This is a genomic window from Nocardioides nematodiphilus, from assembly GCF_020216525.1.
In the GTDB taxonomy this organism is placed as follows: Bacteria; Actinomycetota; Actinomycetes; order Propionibacteriales; family Nocardioidaceae; genus Nocardioides; species Nocardioides nematodiphilus.
In genome coordinates, this window is record NZ_JAIWOY010000006.1 from 74,816 (window position 1) to 92,248 (window position 17,433).

Annotated in this window: 12 protein-coding genes; all 12 read left to right on the forward strand. The window is 70.2% G+C overall.

The annotated features are described in order from the left end of the window. Window positions 1–107 precede the first annotated feature (107 nt). The 12 genes from KSO98_RS11620 to KSO98_RS11675 all read left to right on the forward strand — a co-directional run bounded on the left by KSO98_RS11620 (window position 108) and on the right by KSO98_RS11675 (window position 17,259). Complete coding sequence (locus KSO98_RS11620; protein ID WP_225285754.1) at window positions 108–1,364, forward strand: sugar ABC transporter substrate-binding protein; 1,257 nt, start codon at window positions 108–110, stop codon at window positions 1,362–1,364. Between the two features lie 86 nt (window positions 1,365–1,450). Then, a complete protein-coding gene (locus tag KSO98_RS11625) occupies window positions 1,451–2,410 on the forward strand; it encodes a carbohydrate ABC transporter permease (RefSeq protein WP_225285755.1) in 960 nt (319 codons plus the stop codon). A 1-nt stretch (window position 2,411) separates the two neighbouring features. Beyond that, window positions 2,412–3,236 carry a carbohydrate ABC transporter permease gene (locus tag KSO98_RS11630; protein ID WP_225285756.1) on the forward strand — a complete coding sequence of 275 codons (825 nt, stop codon included), beginning with the start codon at window positions 2,412–2,414 and terminating at the stop codon, window positions 3,234–3,236. A gap of 3 nt (window positions 3,237–3,239) precedes the next feature. Further along, on the forward strand, window positions 3,240–5,138 hold the full coding sequence (locus KSO98_RS11635) for a glycoside hydrolase family 127 protein (RefSeq protein WP_225285757.1): 1,899 nt from the start codon (window positions 3,240–3,242) through the stop codon (window positions 5,136–5,138). 4 nt (window positions 5,139–5,142) lie between these two features. Further along, a complete protein-coding gene (locus KSO98_RS11640) occupies window positions 5,143–6,897 on the forward strand; it encodes an amylo-alpha-1,6-glucosidase (RefSeq protein WP_225285759.1) in 1,755 nt (584 codons plus the stop codon). A gap of 91 nt (window positions 6,898–6,988) precedes the next feature. After that, complete coding sequence (locus KSO98_RS18920; protein WP_225285760.1) at window positions 6,989–9,520, forward strand: LamG-like jellyroll fold domain-containing protein; 2,532 nt, start codon at window positions 6,989–6,991, stop codon at window positions 9,518–9,520. A 319-nt stretch (window positions 9,521–9,839) separates the two neighbouring features. Continuing rightward, window positions 9,840–10,826, forward strand: coding sequence for an ABC transporter substrate-binding protein (locus KSO98_RS11650; RefSeq protein ID WP_225285761.1), 987 nt, complete (start codon window positions 9,840–9,842; stop codon window positions 10,824–10,826). A 93-nt stretch (window positions 10,827–10,919) separates the two neighbouring features. Further along, window positions 10,920–12,482: a sugar ABC transporter ATP-binding protein gene (locus KSO98_RS11655; RefSeq protein WP_225285762.1), complete on the forward strand. Its 1,563-nt coding sequence runs from the start codon at window positions 10,920–10,922 to the stop codon at window positions 12,480–12,482. Further along, window positions 12,479–13,525, forward strand: coding sequence for an ABC transporter permease (locus tag KSO98_RS11660; RefSeq protein WP_225285763.1), 1,047 nt, complete (start codon window positions 12,479–12,481; stop codon window positions 13,523–13,525). The genes KSO98_RS11655 and KSO98_RS11660 overlap by 4 nt, the downstream gene beginning before the upstream one ends. 76 nt (window positions 13,526–13,601) lie before the next feature. Continuing rightward, window positions 13,602–14,636, forward strand: a complete 1,035-nt coding sequence (locus KSO98_RS11665; RefSeq protein WP_225285764.1) for an ABC transporter permease subunit — start codon at window positions 13,602–13,604, stop codon at window positions 14,634–14,636. 38 nt (window positions 14,637–14,674) lie between these two features. Then, entirely contained in the window at window positions 14,675–16,240 is a 1,566-nt protein-coding gene (locus KSO98_RS11670; protein WP_225285765.1) for a sugar ABC transporter ATP-binding protein, read from the forward strand. Continuing rightward, window positions 16,237–17,259, forward strand: coding sequence for a LacI family DNA-binding transcriptional regulator (locus KSO98_RS11675; protein ID WP_225285766.1), 1,023 nt, complete (start codon window positions 16,237–16,239; stop codon window positions 17,257–17,259). Before KSO98_RS11670 ends, KSO98_RS11675 begins: the two co-directional genes overlap by 4 nt. Window positions 17,260–17,433: the final 174 nt, after the last annotated feature.

Sequence of the window (17,433 nt, forward strand, 5' to 3'; positions counted from 1 at the left end):
GCGTCAAGAGTGTGGCTCACGTCACGCGTTAGCCCACCATATGGCCGCAATCGGTTTCGAACCGGTTCGACAATCCGTCAATGGTCGGCTCCATCAAGGAGGAAAAGATGAACAGCAAGCGCACGTTGGCCACGGCGGCCTGCGCAGCCCTCGCGGTTGTCAGCCTCGCTGCCTGCGGCAGTGGGTCGTCGGACAACAGCGCCGGCTCCTCGGGTAGCGACAAGGCACTCTCCACGGTCACCTTCTGGGACCCCTACCCGCAGTACGACGACTCCTCCGACTGGGCCAAGTACGTCGAGGCCTGCGCTCCGGCGGGGACCACCCTCAAGCGCACCGCGGTCCCCAACGGCGATGTCCTCAACTCCCTCACCACCGCCGTCAAGGAGGGCACGGCCCCCGACGTCGTGCTGCTCGACAACCCGGCCGTCCCGGACGCCGCCGCCTCCGGCCTGCTCGTCGACGCCAAGACCGCCGGCATCGACACCAGTGGTCCCGACGCCAACCTCGCCGGCCCCGGCACGGTCGACGGCGTCTCGTACGGCGTCCCGATCGGCGCCAACACGCTCGGTCTCTACTACAACGCCGACATCCTCAAGAAGGACGGCGTCGACCCGGCGAGCATCAAGGACTGGGCCTCGCTCGACGCGGCCCTGGCCAAGGTCAAGGCCGGCGGCGACGGTGGCATCACCTTCGCCGGCATCTCCGGCGAGGAGGGCACCTTCCAGTTCCTGCCGTGGTTCTGGGGTGCCGGCGCCAAGCTCCAGGACCCGGGCTCCGACGCCGCGGTGGCGGCCGGTCAGCTGGTCTCGGACTGGATCGGCAAGGGCTACGCCCCGAAGTCGGCCGCCACGGACAACCAGTCGGCGTCGTGGGACCTCTTCCTCACCGGCAAGTACGCGTTCGCCGAGAACGGCTCGTGGTTCGCGAAGGCCGCCACCGAGCAGAAGTTCAAGGCGGTCATGATGCCGATCCCGGCCAAGGACGGCGGCGCCGCCCCGGTGCCGACCGGTGGTGAGTTCGCGGTCGCGCCGCTGCAGAAGAAGGACGCCTCCGCGCACTATGCGGCGGCCAACCAGATCATCGACTGCCTGGTCGGCTCGGGCCACCAGGTGAAGACCGACGACCAGCTCGGCTACTTCGCCGCCAGCGCCAGCGAGCGCAAGGCCCAGATCGACTCCGACCCGATGTGGGGCCCGTGGGCCAACGCCATCACCAGCGCCCAGGGCCGCACCAGCGACCTCGGTCCGGACTACACCGCGACCTCGGGTGCGGTCTCGACGGCCGAGCAGGCCGCGCTGAACGCGGCCGGCGACGCCGGCTCGGTGAAGAAGGCCTTCGAGGACGCCGCCGGCTCCCTCCAGTAAGGCCCGGCACGACCAAGCACGACCCAGGGTGGTGACGGCCGCGATCCGGCCGTCACCACCCGGCAAGCAACGGATCAGGTGGACGGATGAGCATGACCCTTCTCGAGAAGTCAGCCGCCAGGCGCCCAGCGCGCACGGGCGACGCGACGGCCCGGCGCCGCCGGCTGATGCGACCCGGCGTCCTCGCCGGCATCGGCTTCGTCAGCCCGCTGGTCGCGTACATGGCGCTCTTCTACGCCTACCCGCTGTACGAGAACGTCTCGATGAGCCTGCACCGGTTCACCCGGGCGACGTACGTGACGGGCGAGGCGCCATGGGCCGGATCGGCGATCTACCGCGAGGTGATCGCGTCCCCGCAGTTCTGGCCGACCGTGAGTCACACGGCGACCTTCGTCGTCGTCTCGTTGGTGTTCCAGTACTCGATCGGGCTCGCCCTCGCCGTCTTCTTCCAGCGGCACTTCCCGCTCTCCGGCGTGCTGCGCGGCCTCTTCCTGGTGCCGTGGCTGCTGCCGATCATCGTCTCCGGCACGACCTGGCAGTGGATGATGGACGCCGACTCCGGCGTGATCAACCGCCTCATCGGGGTCTTCGGGGTCGATCCGGTCTGGTGGCTCAACACCGACCACTCGCTGTGGGCGGTGATCATCGCCAACATCTGGCTCGGGGTGCCGTTCAACCTGGTCATCCTCTACTCCGGGCTGCAGAACATCTCGCCCGATCTCTACGAGGCCGCGGCGATCGACGGCGCGGGCCCGTGGCGCCAGTTCTGGTCGATCACGTTCCCGCTGCTCAAGCCGGTCAGCGCGATCACGCTGCTCCTCGGCTTCGTCTACACCCTCAAGGTCGTCGACATCATCTGGATCATGACGCGGGGCACGGGCGCCTCGCAGACGCTTGCGACCTGGGCGTACTCGATGGCCTTCGGCAAGGGCGCCTCCGCGGTGATCAAGTACTCCGAGGCCTCCGTGGTCGGGTCGATCCTGCTGCTCATCGCGCTGTGCATGGGCTTCGTCTATCTCGCCGTCCAGCGCAGGCAGGAGGCCTGACATGAGCACTCGTACGCACGACCACCGCGCCTGGTGGAAGACGGTCATCGGCGTCACCCTCACCGCCGTGATGCTCTTCCCGCTCTACTGGATGGTCAACGTCTCGCTGACCGACCGCAGCGCCATCCGCGACGGCGATCTGTACCCGCGGGCCTTCACGTTCGACCACTACACGACCGTCATCCACGACCAGCTCCCCTACCTCGGGACCAGCCTGGTGATCGGCCTGGCCACCGTGGCGCTGACCCTGGTGATCGCCGCGCCGGCCGGCTACGCGCTGTCGAAGCTCTTCGTGCCGGGGAAGCGGCTGCTCAACTTCCTGTTGATCGTCGCGCAGATGATCCCGGCCGTCGTGATGGCGCTCGGCTTCTACAGCGTCTACAACGACCTGGGCATGCTCGACACCGTCTGGGGCCTGATCCTGGCCGACTCGACGATCGCGGTGCCGTTCGCGGTGATGCTGTTCACCGCCTTCATGAGCGGCATCCAGCGCGAGCTGCTCGAGGCCGCGCACGTCGACGGCGCCTCGTACTGGCGCACCTTCCTGCGCATCGTGCTGCCGCTGTCGCGCAACGCCGCGGTGACCGTGGGGCTCTTCGCCTTCATCTGGGCCTGGTCGGACTTCCTCTTCGCCTCCACGCTCAACCGCAGCGGCGACCGGCGCCCGATCACGATGGGCCTCTACGACTACATCGGCTCACAGAACCTGCAATGGGGCGAGCTGATGGCCACCGCTGTGCTCGCCTCCATCCCGACCGGACTGCTGCTGGTCATCGCCCAGCGCTACGTCGCCGCCGGCCTCACCGCCGGCGCTGTGAAGGACTGACGCATGAACCCCACCACACCGACCGGCGGCCCGGTCGGTCCCTCCCGCTCTGCCCTGCGACCCCTCTCGAGCAGTGAGATCTGGATCGACGGCGGCTACTGGGCCGAGAAACAGCAGCTCAACGCCGACGTGATCCTCGAGCACTGCCGCACCTGGATGGAGCGGATCGGCTGGATCGGAAACTTCGACCGCGCCGCAGCCGGGACGATCGCGGCCGACCACGCCGGCATCGAGTTCGTCGACTCCGAGGTCTACAAGCTGCTCGAGGCGATGGCCTGGGAGCTGGGCCGGCAGCCCTCCGAGACCCTCGAGGCGACCTACCTCTCGCTCGTCGAGCGGGTGTCGGCAGCGCAGGAGCCGGACGGCTACCTGCACACCAGCTTCGGCCGCGCAGCACAGCCGCCGCGCTACTCCGACCTCGAGTGGGGCCACGAGCTCTACTGCTTCGGTCACCTGATCCAGGCCGCCGTCGCGCGGCTGCGGACCGGTCACGACGACCTCCTGCCGGCGGTGGCACGCCGCCTCGCCGATCACCTGTACGACGCCTTCGGGCCGGATGGGCGTCCGGCGGTCTGCGGCCACCCCGAGGTCGAGATGGCGCTGGTCGAGCTCGGTCGCGCCACCGGCGAGGAGCGCTACCTCGAGCTCGCCCGGCTCTTCGTCGAGCGCCGCGGCCACCGGACGCTGCAGCAGATCGACTTCGGCCGCGAGTACTTCCAGGACACCGTGCCCGTCCGCGACGCCACCACCCTGAGCGGTCACGCCGTCCGGGCGCTCTACCTCGCCGCGGGCGCGGCCGACGTCGCGGTCGAGACCGGGGACGCCGCGCTCCTCGACGCCGTCCGCCGCCAGGCGGCAGCGGCCCGTGCGGCCCGCACCTACATCACCGGTGCCGTCGGATCCCACCGCCGCGACGAGTCCTTCGGCCAGGACTTCGAGCTGCCGCCGGACCGCGCCTATGCGGAGACCTGCGCCGGGATCGCCTCGGCGATGCTCGACTGGCGGCTGCTGCTCAGCACCGGCAGCGGCGGTCACGCGGCCGCGATGGAGCGGGTGCTGCTGAACAATGTGCTCACCTCCCCGCGTGAGGACGGCCGGGCGTTCTTCTACGCCAACACGCTGCACCAGCGGGTGCCGGGCACCGAGGCCGGTGACGACGAGCTGGCCGGTCACCGAGCGGAGGGCGGCGGGATGCGCTCGCCGTGGTTCGACGTCTCCTGCTGCCCCACCAACGTCGCCCGGACCCTGGCCAGCGTGCACCTGTACTTCGCCACCGCGAGCGAGCGGGGCGTCCAGCTCCACCAGTACGGCGACTACCAGGTGCGCACCGAGGTCGCCGGCGGCACCGTCCACCTCCGGGTGACGAGCGGCTATCCGTACGACGGCACGGTGCATGTCGAGGTCGTCGAGGCGCCGGACCGGGCGATCGCGCTCGCCGTCCGGGTCCCGGAGTGGGCGGCCGGTGCGGCCGAGCTCTCCGGTGGCGAGCCGACGACGCTCGCCGACGGCTACCTCGTGCTCGACCGGGTCCTGACGCCGGGGGAGAAGATCTCCGTCGCCTTCCCGATCGAGGCGCGGGTGGTCCACCCCGATCCGCGGATCGACGCCGTCCGAGGCGCCTTCGCGGTCGAGCGCGGGCCGCTCGTGCTCGCGCTGGAGTCACTCGATCTGCCGGCCGGCTGGGACCTCAATGCGGTCACGGCCGATCCCGCGAGTGTGCGGACCACCAGCGACGGCGCCGCCATCACCGTCGAGCAGCACACCCCTGCGGAGGCCGACTGGCCCTACCGCGCCGAGACCCCGAGCCCCGCCACCGCACGTGCGGAGGCGACCTTGATCCCGTACCAGCGCTGGGCCAACCGGGGCCCTGCGGCGATGCGGGTCTGGATCCCGAAGGACTGACCCCGTGCCCGATCTGGACGACACCTTCGACATCCGGGAGATCCCCTTCTCCACGCGCGGAGCGTGGATCAACCTCTCCCCGGTGGTCGGCCTCCACGCCCGCTCCGACACCATCCACCTGGTCTCGCACCAGAACGGCATGCACGCGGTGCTGGCGCTGCGCCCCGAGCGCTCCGGTGCCGGCGCGCCCACGACCTGGTCGGCGTCGCCGTCGCGCTTCGCCTGGATCGCCTCCGGCGCCGACGGCGCCCGGGTCGAGGCCGCCTTCGACGGCCCCGCGGCCGTACGGCTGCGGGGCAGCGGCCTGGGCCTGCGGCTCGACGATGCGGCCGGCCGGCTGACGCCGATGACCGGCACGTACCTGCTCATCGACCCGCTCGACGGCGCAGCGGTCTTCACCTCGTACGAGACGGGGCAGCGCTATCGGGTGACCAGACTGGCCGGCGCGATGGAGGTCGTGGGCGCCGAGGCGCTGGGCGTCGCCGAGCGCGCGATCGTGCTCGGCGCCGACGGCGAGCCGTGGGAGGCGGCACTGGAGGAGATCGGCACCGCCGCGACCCCGTACGCCTCCGAACGTGGCTTCGAGGAGGTCGTCGCCGCCTCGGCGAGCGCGTTCGAGGACTACGTCGAGGCGCTCGCGCCGTGGCGGACGGCGGCGACGCCCGCGGTCACGCTGGCCGCGTACGTCCTCTGGTCGGCCACGGTCGCAGCGGACGGGTTCATGACCCGCGATTCGGTGCTGATGTCGAAGCACTGGATGGACAAGCTCTGGAGCTGGGACCACTGCTTCAACGCGCTGGCGCTCGCCGCCGGGCACCCCGACACCGCGCTCGACCAGTTCCTCGCGCCGTTCGACCACCAGGACGCCTCCGGTGCGCTGCCGGACTCGATCACCCACTCCGAGGTGCTGCGCAACTACGTGAAGCCGCCGATCCATGGGTGGGCGTTCGGCCGGCTGCGGGAGACCCTCGGCCGTGCGCTGACCCGCGCCGAGCTCGAGGAGACCTACGACCGGCTCAGCCGGTGGTCGCGCTTCTGGCTCGACCACCGCCGCCGCCCGGGGCACGTGCTGCCGTACTACCAGCACGGCAACGACTCCGGCTGGGACAACGCGACCACCTTCGACCGGGACCGGGTCATCGAGGCCCCCGACCTCGCCGCATTCCTCGTCCTGCAGCTCGAGACGCTCGCCGGCCTGGGTGAGGAGCTCGGCCGCCCCGCCGCCGAGACGGCGGAGTGGAGGCGGGTCCGCGACGAGCTGCTTGAGGCCCTGACCGCCCGCCTCTGGACCGGCACCGAGCTCATCGCCATCGGCGCGCTCTCCGGGCAGCCGAGCACCGCGACCAGCCTGCTCAACCTGCTGCCGCTCGTGCTCGGGGAGCGGTTGCCGGCCGAGATCCGGGAGGCGCTCGCGGCTCGCGTCTGCGCCCACCTCACCGACTGGGGCCTGGCCACCGAGCCGACGGACTCGCCGCTGTACGAGGACGACGGCTACTGGCGCGGCCCGATCTGGGCGCCATCGACGGCGCTCATCGAGGACGGCCTGCGACGGTCGGGCCAGGTGCAGCTCGCCGATGCCGTACGCGAGCGCTTCCTGCGCCTGTGCGAGCGCTCGGGCTTCGCGGAGAACTTCGACGCGCTGCGAGGCGACGGGCTGCGCGACCGCGCCTACACGTGGACGGCGGCGGTCTACCTCGGTCTCGCGCGCGATGCGAGCGCCACCCGCCAGCCCGAGGAGGTGGTCGCGACCCACCTGTGAGCTCTCCCGCTCTCTCCCTGCTCGGCGCCACGGCGTCGACGGCTCGGCGTCACACACGTACGCATCACCAACGCAGCACGGAGGAAATCACGTGGTTCACCATTCAGCACCCCGGCCGAGGCCGGGACGACGCACCATCGGCGCGGTCGCTGCGCTCAGCACCGTCTGCCTCGGGATCGGCCAGGTCGCCTCGGTGGCCGCCGACCGGCCCGCCCCGGCGCCTTCGGGTGACCCCGCCCCGGCGAGCTCCCTGGTGGTGCACGCCGATCAGCCGTTCCGTGACGTCACCCATGTCGGGACCGGCTCGCTCTACGGCCTGGCCGACGCGAGCAATCCGACCTATGACCTCGCCGCGGCGATCAAGCCGCACGAGTTCGTCCTCAAGCCGGCCGACGGCAAGCAGCAGCCCGTCGGCGACATCTTGAAGACGGCCCCGCTGTCGCAGCGCCTCGGCGCCACGGTGGTCGACCGATTCGCCGACGCCCTGCCGGGCTGGCCGTACCAGTTCAGCTGGGACACCTGGGACGACGTCGTGCGGACGGAGATGTCCAAGGTCAATCAGGACACGGTCCCGAACCTGGCCGCCTACGCGCCATGGAACGAGTCCGATGGCACATGGCGAGCGGCGAACGGCACCTACGAGGCGTTCTGGACGCACACCTACAAGCTGATCCGCTCCATCGAGCAGGAACACGGCTGGACGACGCCGATCCAGGGCCCGTCGCTCTCCGACAACATCAGCGACATGCGGAACTTCCTGCAGAACGCGGTCGACACCGACACGGTGCCCGACGTCCTCGCCTGGCACGAGCTCGTGTCCCCGACCAAGATCCGCGGCGACGTGGAGAAGGTCCGCGCCATCGAGAGCGACCTCGGCATCGGCGAACTGCCGATCGACATCGAGGAGTACGCGCCGCCGCCGTCCGTTGGCATCCCCGGCCAGCTGATCGGCTACGTGGCGAAGTTCGAGCGCTTCGGCATCAGCAGCGCCGAGCTCGCCTTCTGGAACACCAGCCAGCAGGGCACGCTGGGCGACCTGCTGACCGGGACGAAGGGCCAGCCGAACGGCGCCTACTGGATGTACAAGTGGTACGCGGACATGGCCGGGCAGATGGTCGCCACCACCCCTCCGGACCAGGACGGAGCCTTCGACGGCATCGCCTCGGTGACGCCCAGCGGGCGGGAGGTCGACGTCATCGCGGGCGGCCACACGGGCTCGACCACGATCCGGGTCGACGGGCTCGACAAGACCTCGGTGGGCAAGCGGGTGAACGTCAAGCTCGAGTACACGCCGTCGTACGGCCGCACCGTCGCCGTCAACGGCCCGGTGACGATCTCCAACGCCACCTACCGGGTCGGCGCGGACGGGTCCATCAGCGTCCCGGTCGTGATGAACGCCGACTACGGCTACCGCGTCGTCGTGACGCCGGCCCGGGCGCGGCCCGCGTCGCTCGCCGGCGCGTACACGATCACGAACGCCAACTCCGGACTGGTGCTGGACACCCGCGGTGACGGCGCCCAGCCGGGCGACCTCGCGATCCAGGCGGCCGCAGACGGGACCTCGACCCAGACCTGGCGGCTGACCGCCGCCGGGCGGGGCCTGTACCGGATCGTCGACCGCAGGGGGCTGGCCCTCGGCATCCAGGACGCCTCGACGACCAACGGCGCGCCCGCTCTGGTCTGGGACGACGCCGGCACCGCCGACCACCTGTGGCAGATCATCCCCAACGGCTCCGGCCGCTACCGGCTCGCCAACGTCGGCACCGGCCACGTGCTCGCCGTCGCGGGCATGAGCAAGGACCCCGGCGCGCAGGTCGTCCAGTGGGCCGACGGCTCACCGACGGTCGCCTGCGCCGTGGACGGGGCGCGGGCGCCGGGCAAGCTCGGCACCGCCTTCGACTTCTGCGGCACCGCGTCCTACGTCAAGCTGCCGACCGGCGTCGTCAGCGGGCTCAGCGGCGACTACACGGTCTCGGCCTGGGTGAACCCGACGTCCAATCCCACCTGGGCCCGCGTCTTCGACATCGGCACCGGCACCGGCGCCAGCATGTTCCTGACCGTGAACGACGGCAGCACGGTCCGGTACGCGATCACGACCGGCGGCGCCGGCGGTGAGCAGCGGATCGACGGCACGACCGTGCTGCCGGCGAACCAGTGGTCGCTCGTGACGGTGACGCTCGCGGGCTCCACCGGAACCCTCTACGTCAACGGCCAGGTCGTCGGGAAGAACACCGCGATGACCAGCCACCCCTCCGCCTTCGGTCAGAGCACGTCGAACTACCTCGGCAAGTCGCAGTACGGCGACCCGGCGTTCGACGGGCGCATCGACGACTTCAGCATCTACTCGCGCGCCCTCAGCGCGAGCGAGGTCGCGACCCTGGCCAGCGGCCAGGCACCGAGTGCCGGGGACGTCGTGCACTACGCCTTCGATGAGATCGGAGGCGGTGCGACCGTGGTCGACACCTCAGGTGCTGCGCGCAACGGGACGGTCGTCGTGAAGAGCGGCAGCACCGGCAGCACCTCGGCCGGCGACGACGCCACCCTCGATCACTTCTGGACCCTGGAGCGCGTGCATGGGCTCGGGAGCGTCCGCGACGGGCAGGGCGCCGCCGGCAGGGGTTGACCAGGGCGGCCCTCAGACGCGGCCGGGTGGCGGGTTCATTCCCGCTGCCCGGCCGTCCGCATTTCCCGCCCGAACCTGGCTTCTTCCTCCTTCTTACTGGTCAGTCGGCCAGATGTGATCGTTAACAAAACGCGCGTGCTCGATCGGGGTCGAACCTGAAAAATTGTGTGACGCACCTCTCGACAGTCCGAAATGTGAACGCTAACGTGATCGCCATCACAGCAAATGTGAGCGCTCATATCGGGCGTTCATCGTGCCTTCGGGGGCGCGTTGGAGGGATCGGCTCGGGTCGCGGGTCGATCGAACTAGGAGGATTCGAGTGAAGAAGAAGTTCCTTGCCGGCGTCGCCATCGCGAGCGCGATGACGCTCTTCCTGACCGGCTGCGGCAGCGGCTCGGACGACAAGGCGAGCGGTTCCGGAGGTGGCGGCGACGTCATCAAGGTGGGCTTCGCCCAGACCGGCTCCGAGTCGGGCTGGCGCAGTGCCAACACGGACTCCATGAAGAAGGCCTTCTCCAAGGAGAACGGCTTCGACCTGGTCTTCAATGCGGCCGACAACGACCCGGCCGCACAGATCGCTGCGGTCCGCAGCTTCATCAACCAGGGCGTCGACGCCATCGTCGTGGCCCCGATCGTCGAGGACGGCTGGGACGATGTCTTCAAGGAGGCCGCGGACGCCAAGATCCCGGTGATCCTCGAGGACCGCACCGTCTCGTCCGACCCGAGCCTCTACGCCACCTGGATCGGCGACAACTTCGAGGCCGAGGGTGAGGCCGCTGGCAAGTGGGCGGCCGACAACGTGGGCACCGCGCCGACGAAGATGGTCGTCCTGGAGGGCACCACCGGTTCCTCGGCCGCGAACGACCGCGCCACCGGCTTCGACAAGGCCATCGCCGGCTCGAAGATCACCAAGATCGACTCGCAGACGGGTGACTTCACCCGCGACGGCGGCAAGAAGGTCATGGAGGGCTTCCTCCAGAAGTACGGCAAGGACGGCATCGACCTGGTCTTCGCCCACAACGACGACATGGCCCTCGGTGCGATCGAGGCGATCAAGGCCGCCGGCGCCACGCCGGGCAAGGACATCAAGATCGTCTCGATCGACGGCGTCCACGACGGCATGCAGGCCCTGGCCGACGGCGAGATCAACTACATCGTCGAGTGCAACCCGCTCCTCGGTGACGACGCCGCGGCGCTGGTGAAGAAGGTCATCGGCAAGGAGACCGTCGAGAAGGCGAACTTCGCCAAGGACGGCGCGTTCGACCAGGAGCAGGCCAAGGCCGCGCTCCCGACCCGCGCGTACTGATCCGCACGTAGCAACCACCCGACGTGAGGGCTCCGCCGGAGCCGGTAGTCAGCCAACCCGGCGGAGCCCCTCACGCTCCAGACAGGAAGACAGATGAGCACGTCCACGACCGAGCCCACGAAGCCGCAGGAGCGCGGCACCGACGCCGTCGTCGAGATGCGCGGCGTGACCATCCGGTTCCCCGGCGTGCTCGCCCTCGACCGCGTCGACTTCACCCTGCGTCCCGGTGAGGTGCACGCCCTGATGGGCGAGAACGGCGCCGGCAAGTCCACCCTGATCAAGGCGCTCACCGGGGTCTACAGCGTCGACTCCGGCACCATCGCCGTCTCCGGCACCGAGCGGGTCTTCAGCTCGACCGCCGACGCCCAGGCGGCCGGCATCTCCACGGTCTACCAGGAGATCAACCTCTGCCCGAACCTCTCGGTCGGGGAGAACGTCATGCTCGGCCACGAGCCGCGCGGTCTGCGCGGCATCGACTGGCGCACGACCCACCGCACCGCGGCGGAGCACCTCCGCAGCCTCGGCCTCGAGCTCGACACCCAGACCATCCTGTCCAGCCACTCGATCGCGGTCCAGCAGCTGGTCGCGATCAGCCGCGCCATGGTCCTCGACGCCCGGGTCCTCATCCTCGACGAGCCCACCTCCAGCCTCGACCGCGACGAGGTCGAGCAGCTCTTCACCGTGATCCGCGGCCTGCGCGATCGGGGTGTGGCGATCCTGTTCGTGAGCCACTTCCTCGACCAGATCTACGAGATCTCCGACCGCATCACCGTCCTGCGCAACGGCACCCTCGTCGGCGAGTACGCCATCGACGACCTGCCGCGCGGTGAGCTGGTGACCAAGATGATCGGCCGCGAGCTCGACGAGCTCGAGGCGATCTCGGTCAGTGCCGAGCGCGCCATCGACCGTACGGTCGCCCCGGTCATCAAGGCCGAGGGCGTCGGCCGCAAGGGCGTCCTCGAACCCGCCGACCTCGATGTCTTCCCGGGCGAGATCGTCGGCATCGCCGGCCTCCTCGGCTCCGGTCGCACCGAGCTGGTGCGGTTGCTGTGCGGCGCCGACCGTCCCGACACCGGCACGCTGTCCGTGCACGGCAAGGTCACCAGGCTGAGCACCCCGCGCCATGCCCTCGAGCGTCGGATCGCGTTCTCCTCGGAGAACCGTCGCGCGGAGGGCATCGTCGCCGACCTCACCGTCGCCGAGAACATCATGCTCGGCATCCAGGCCCGGCGCGGCTGGCTGCGCAAGGTCCGCAAGCAGGAGCAGGACGCGGTCGTCGCCGAGTACATCAAGGCGCTCGGCGTACGACCCGCGGACCCGAACCGCAAGGTCGGCGACCTCTCCGGCGGCAACCAGCAGAAGGTGCTCCTCGGCCGCTGGCTGGCGACCGCTCCCGAGCTCCTCATCCTCGACGAGCCGACCCGCGGCATCGACGTCGGCGCCAAGGCCGACATCCAGCGCAAGGTCGCCGAGCTCGCCGAGCAGGGACTCGCCGTCATCTTCATCTCCTCCGAGCTCGAGGAGGTGCTTCGATTGGCGCAGCGTGTCGCGGTGATGCGCGACCGCCGTCAGATCGGCGTCCTCGAGTCCAGCGCCGTCGACGTCGACGGCGTGATCGACTACATGGCCACCGTCGGCGAAGGGAGCGTGGCGTGAGCCGCCTCATCAAGCACCACCTGTTCTGGCCCGGCTTCGCGCTGGTCGCCCTGGTCGTGCTCAACACCGTGGCCCGGCCGCGGTTCATCGAGATCAGCGTGCAGCACGGCGCCCTCTACGGCGCCCCGATCGACATCCTGCGCAACAGCGCGCCGATGATGCTGGTCGCCCTGGGCATGACCCTGGTGATCGCCACCCGCGGCATCGACCTCTCGGTCGGCGCGGTGATGGCCGTCTCCGGTGCCGTGGCGCTGACGATCATCGACGGCTCCGACTCGCCCGGCAGCGTCGGCACCGTGCTGATCGCGATCCTGGTCGGCGTCGGCGTCTCGCTCATCCTGGGCGTCTGGAACGGGTTCCTGGTGTCGGTGCTCAAGATCCAGCCGATCATCGCGACCCTGGTCCTGATGATGGCCGGTCGTGGCGTCGCCCTGCTGATCACCGACGGCTTCATCACCACGGTCACCAGCGACCCGCTCAAGTACGTCGCCAGCGGCCACCTCCTCGGCCTGCCCTTCGCCTTCTTCATCTGGGTCGCGGCCGTGGCCGTCGTCTCCCTGGTCGAGCGGCGTACGGCGCTCGGCGTCCTCACCGAGGCCGTCGGCATCAACCCCGAGGCCAGCCGCCTGGCGGGTGTGCGCGCCACCGGCATCATCCTCGGCACCTACGTCGTCAGCGGCGGCCTGGCCGGCATGGCGGGCGTCATCTACAGCTCCAACATCATGGCCGCGGACGCCAACGCCGCCGGCGAGCTGATCGAGCTCTACGCGATCCTCGCGGTCGTGCTCGGCGGCACGTCACTGGCCGGCGGCAAGTTCTCCATCGCCGGCACGGTCATCGGCGTCCTGATCATCCAGACGCTGGAGTCGACGATCCTCTTCCTGGGCGTCAGCTCCGCGCAGAGCCCGGTCTTCTTCGCCGCCGTCGTGGTCCTGGTCGTCCTGATCCAGGCCCCGGCCGTCCACCGCGCGGCGCGGCAGTTCGTCCAGCGCCGCTCCGCCAACGTCCCCGACATCACCCCCGGCACGGAGGTCGCCCGATGAGCGAGCGCAGCGAGCGAACAGTCCACCACAGCGCCCGATGCCTCTCATCGGCGCCCGGAGCGAAGCGAGTACGGCGATGAGCACCACGACGACCACCCCCACGGCCGGTCGCAGGATCGTCCCGCCGCGGCTCTCGGAGTACGCCCGCACGTTCGTCGCCCGGCACGCGTCGGTGATGCCGATGCTCGCCGCGCTGGTGATCCTGGTGCTGATCCTGATCGGCGCGCAGATCCACTTCGGCGACTTCGTCAACCCGCGCACGCTCTCCTCGCTGCTGCTCGACAACGCCTACCTGCTGATCCTCGCGGTCGGCATGACGTTCGTGATCGTCACCGGCGGCATCGACCTCTCGGTCGGCTCGGTGATGGCCTTCACCGGCATCGCCGCCGCCCAGATGCTCGACCACGGCGTCTCCTCGGCGATCGTGATCCCGGCGATGATCCTCGGCGGCGCCGTGATCGGCCTGATGATCGGCGTGCTCGTGCAGTACTTCGACGTGCAGCCGTTCATCGCCTCGCTCGCCGGGCTCTTCCTGGCGCGCGGCCTCGCGTACGTCGTCAGCCTCAAGTCGATCCGCGTCGAGAACGAGCACGTGATCTGGCTGCAGTCGACCCGCTGGTGGTTCGGTGAGTGGTACCTCACCCCGACCGGTGTGCTCGCGCTGCTGACCGTCGTCGTCGGCGCCCTGGTGATGAAGTACACCCGCTTCGGCCGGACGGTCTACGCCGTCGGCGGCGGCGAGCAGTCGGCCCGCCTCATGGGGCTGGCCGTCGCCCGTACGAAGGTCCTGGTCTACGTCATCAGCGGCGTCTGCGGCGGTCTCGCCGGCCTGGTGCTGACCGCCTACTCCGGCGCCGGCTACCCACGCAACGGCATCGGCACCGAGCTCGACGTCATCGCCGCGGTCGTCATCGGCGGCACGCTGCTCACGGGCGGCGTCGGCTACGTGGTCGGTTCGCTGATCGGCGTTCTGGTCTACGGCACGATCCACACGGTCATCTCCTACATGGGCGCCGAGCAGTCATGGATGCGGATCATCATCGGTCTGATGCTGCTGATGTTCATCGTGGTGCAGCGGGTGATCGTGGTGAGAGCGGAGCGGCGACGATAACCGCATGGCCGGTCGCGGCGATGGGCCACAATGACGCCATGCCAGATCAGGTGCCGGAGGAGGCGCGCGTGCGACCGCTCGTCGAGCTCGCCGGGGGGACCGTGCGGTTCGGGGCCGACACCGTCCTCGACGGCGTCGACTTCCGGCTCTTCCCCGGTGAGGTCCACTCCCTCATGGGGGAGAACGGCGCGGGCAAGTCGACCCTGATCAAGGCTCTCACCGGGGCGCTGCAGCTCTCCGCCGGCACGATCCTGCTCGACGGCGAGCCGGTCCACTTCCGCTCGACCCACGACGCGCAGCAGGCGGGGATCCGGGCCGTCTACCAGGAGATCGACCTCCTGCCGAACCTCTCGGTCGCGGAGAACATCATGCTCGGCTCCGAGCCGCGCCGCTTCGGCCTGGTCGACTGGGCGCAGATGCGGCGGCGTGCCGCCGCGGTGCTCGACGACCTGGGCCTCGACATCGATCCGGCGACCACGCTGAGCCACCACTCGATCGCGGTGCAGCAGCTGGTCGCGATCGCCCGGGCGCTGTCGACCGACGCCCGGGTGCTGGTGCTCGACGAGCCCACCTCGAGCCTGGACGCCGCCGAGTGCGCCGAGCTCTTCCGGGTGATCGCCGGGCTCAAGGAGCGCGGCGTCGCCATCATCTTCATCTCGCACTTCCTCGACCAGGTCTACGAGGTCTGCGACCGGGTCACGGTGCTGCGCGACGGCTCGCTGGTGGGGGAGTACCTCACCCGGGAGTTCCTCCGCGTCGACCTGGTCCAGGCGATGCTCGGCCACAACGCCGAGGCGCTCCGGTCGCGCTCGCGGCTCCAGGTCGTCGAGGACGACGCCGTACGCCGCCCGTTCCTCTCGGTACGCGGCCTGAGCTCTCAGCGCCGGATCGCGGACGCCGACGTGGACCTCGTCGAGGGCGACGTGCTCGGGATCGCCGGACTGCTCGGCTCGGGGCGCACGGAGCTGGCGCGTGCGATGACCGGTGTGGATCGCGCCGATGCCGGGATCATCCGCATCGACGGCGCCGCGCGTGGCCCCCGAGGACCGCGGGAGGCGATCGCACTGGGCGTCGTCTACTCCTCGGAGAACCGTCGCACCGAAGGGATCATCGGCGAGCTCAGCGTGGGCGACAACATCACGCTCGCGCTGCAGGCCCAGCAGGGCATCCTGCGACGCATCGGCGGTGCCCGCCAGCGCGAGCTGGCCCAGAGCTGGGTCGAGGCGCTCGACATCCGTCCGCCCGACCTCGACCGGCCCGCCGGAACCCTGTCGGGAGGCAACCAGCAGAAGGTGCTGCTCGCCCGGTTGCTGGCCCTGGCCCCTCGGGTACTCGTCCTCGACGAGCCCACCCGCGGAATCGACGTCGGCGCCAAGGTCGAGATCCAGAACCTGGTGGGCGACCTCGCCGACAACGGGCTGTCGGTCATGTTCATCTCGGCCGAGCTCGAGGAGGTCCTGCGCGTGGGCAACCGGGTCGCGATCCTGCACGACGGCAAGATCGTGGAGACCCTGCCCGCCGAGGAGCTCACTCCCGACTCCCTGCTCGCGCTGGTCGCGCAGGGCAGCTCGGTCGGATCCGCCCCGGTGAAGGAGGCCCGATGAGCGAGCCGCAGCCCAGCGGGCCCGACGGGCGCGCCGCCAACATCTTCGACGTCGCGCGCCTGGCCGGCGTCTCACACCAGACCGTGTCGCGGGTGATCAACGACCTGACCGGCGTACGGCCCTCGACCAAGGCGCGCGTCGAGCAGGCCATCGCCCAGCTGCGCTACAGCCCCTCGCCGGCCGCCCGCGCGCTGGTCACCAAGCGCAGCCGCACCATCGGCCTGATCACGCCGGCGGTCGCCGACTACGGCCCCACCTCGATCGCGATGCACTTCAACCTGGCCGCGCGCGTGGCGCGCTACGTCGTCGAGTCGGTCAGCACCCCGGCCGACGACCCCAAGGCCGTACGCGCGGTCATCGACGGGCTGCTGCGCCAGCGCGTCGACGCGATCGTGCTGGTCGTCGTCGACGTCGAGATCCTGGAGATGGCCCGCAGCCTCGACCTGCGGATCCCGATCGTGATCGCCGGCTCCGCGTCGCGCCGCAGCCCGGGGCTGGTCGGGTTCGACCAGTACCGCGGGGCCCGCGCGGCCGTACGGCATCTCGCCGAGCTCGGCCACACCCGCGTGCTGCACCTCGCCGGACAGCGGCACGCCCCCGACTCCTCGGAGCGGGTGCGCGGCTGGCGCGACGAGCTCGCGGAGCAGCGCCTGGAGATCCCGACGCCGGTCTTCGGCGACTGGTCGGCGGCGTCGGGCTACAAGCTCGGGATGGACCTCGACGTCGCGCCCGGCGACGCCGTCTTCGTCGGCAACGACCAGATGACCATCGGTCTGCTCTCCGCGCTGCGCGAGCGCGGACTCAGCGTGCCCGGCGACATCAGCATCGTCGGCTTCGACGACATCCCCGAGGCCGCCTACCTCTACCCGCCGCTGACCACCGTGCGCCAGGAGTTCGCCCAGCTCGGCGAGCTGATGATGCAGAAGCTGCTCATCGCGATCGAGGAGTCCGAGCCGGTCACCCAGGACACCCCGCTGCCCACGCAGTTGGTCGTACGGCAGTCGACCCGGACGATCTGAGCGGCGCCGAACTGTCACGGTGACCCTTCCAAACTGTCACCGTGACCTTTTGCGGCACGGGTGACCGTTCAAAGGGTCACTCTCGCGCCAAAGGATCACCGTGACCCTTTGCGGCGCGGGTGACCGTTCAAAGGGTCACTCTCGCGCCAAAGGATCACCGTGACCCTTTGCGCA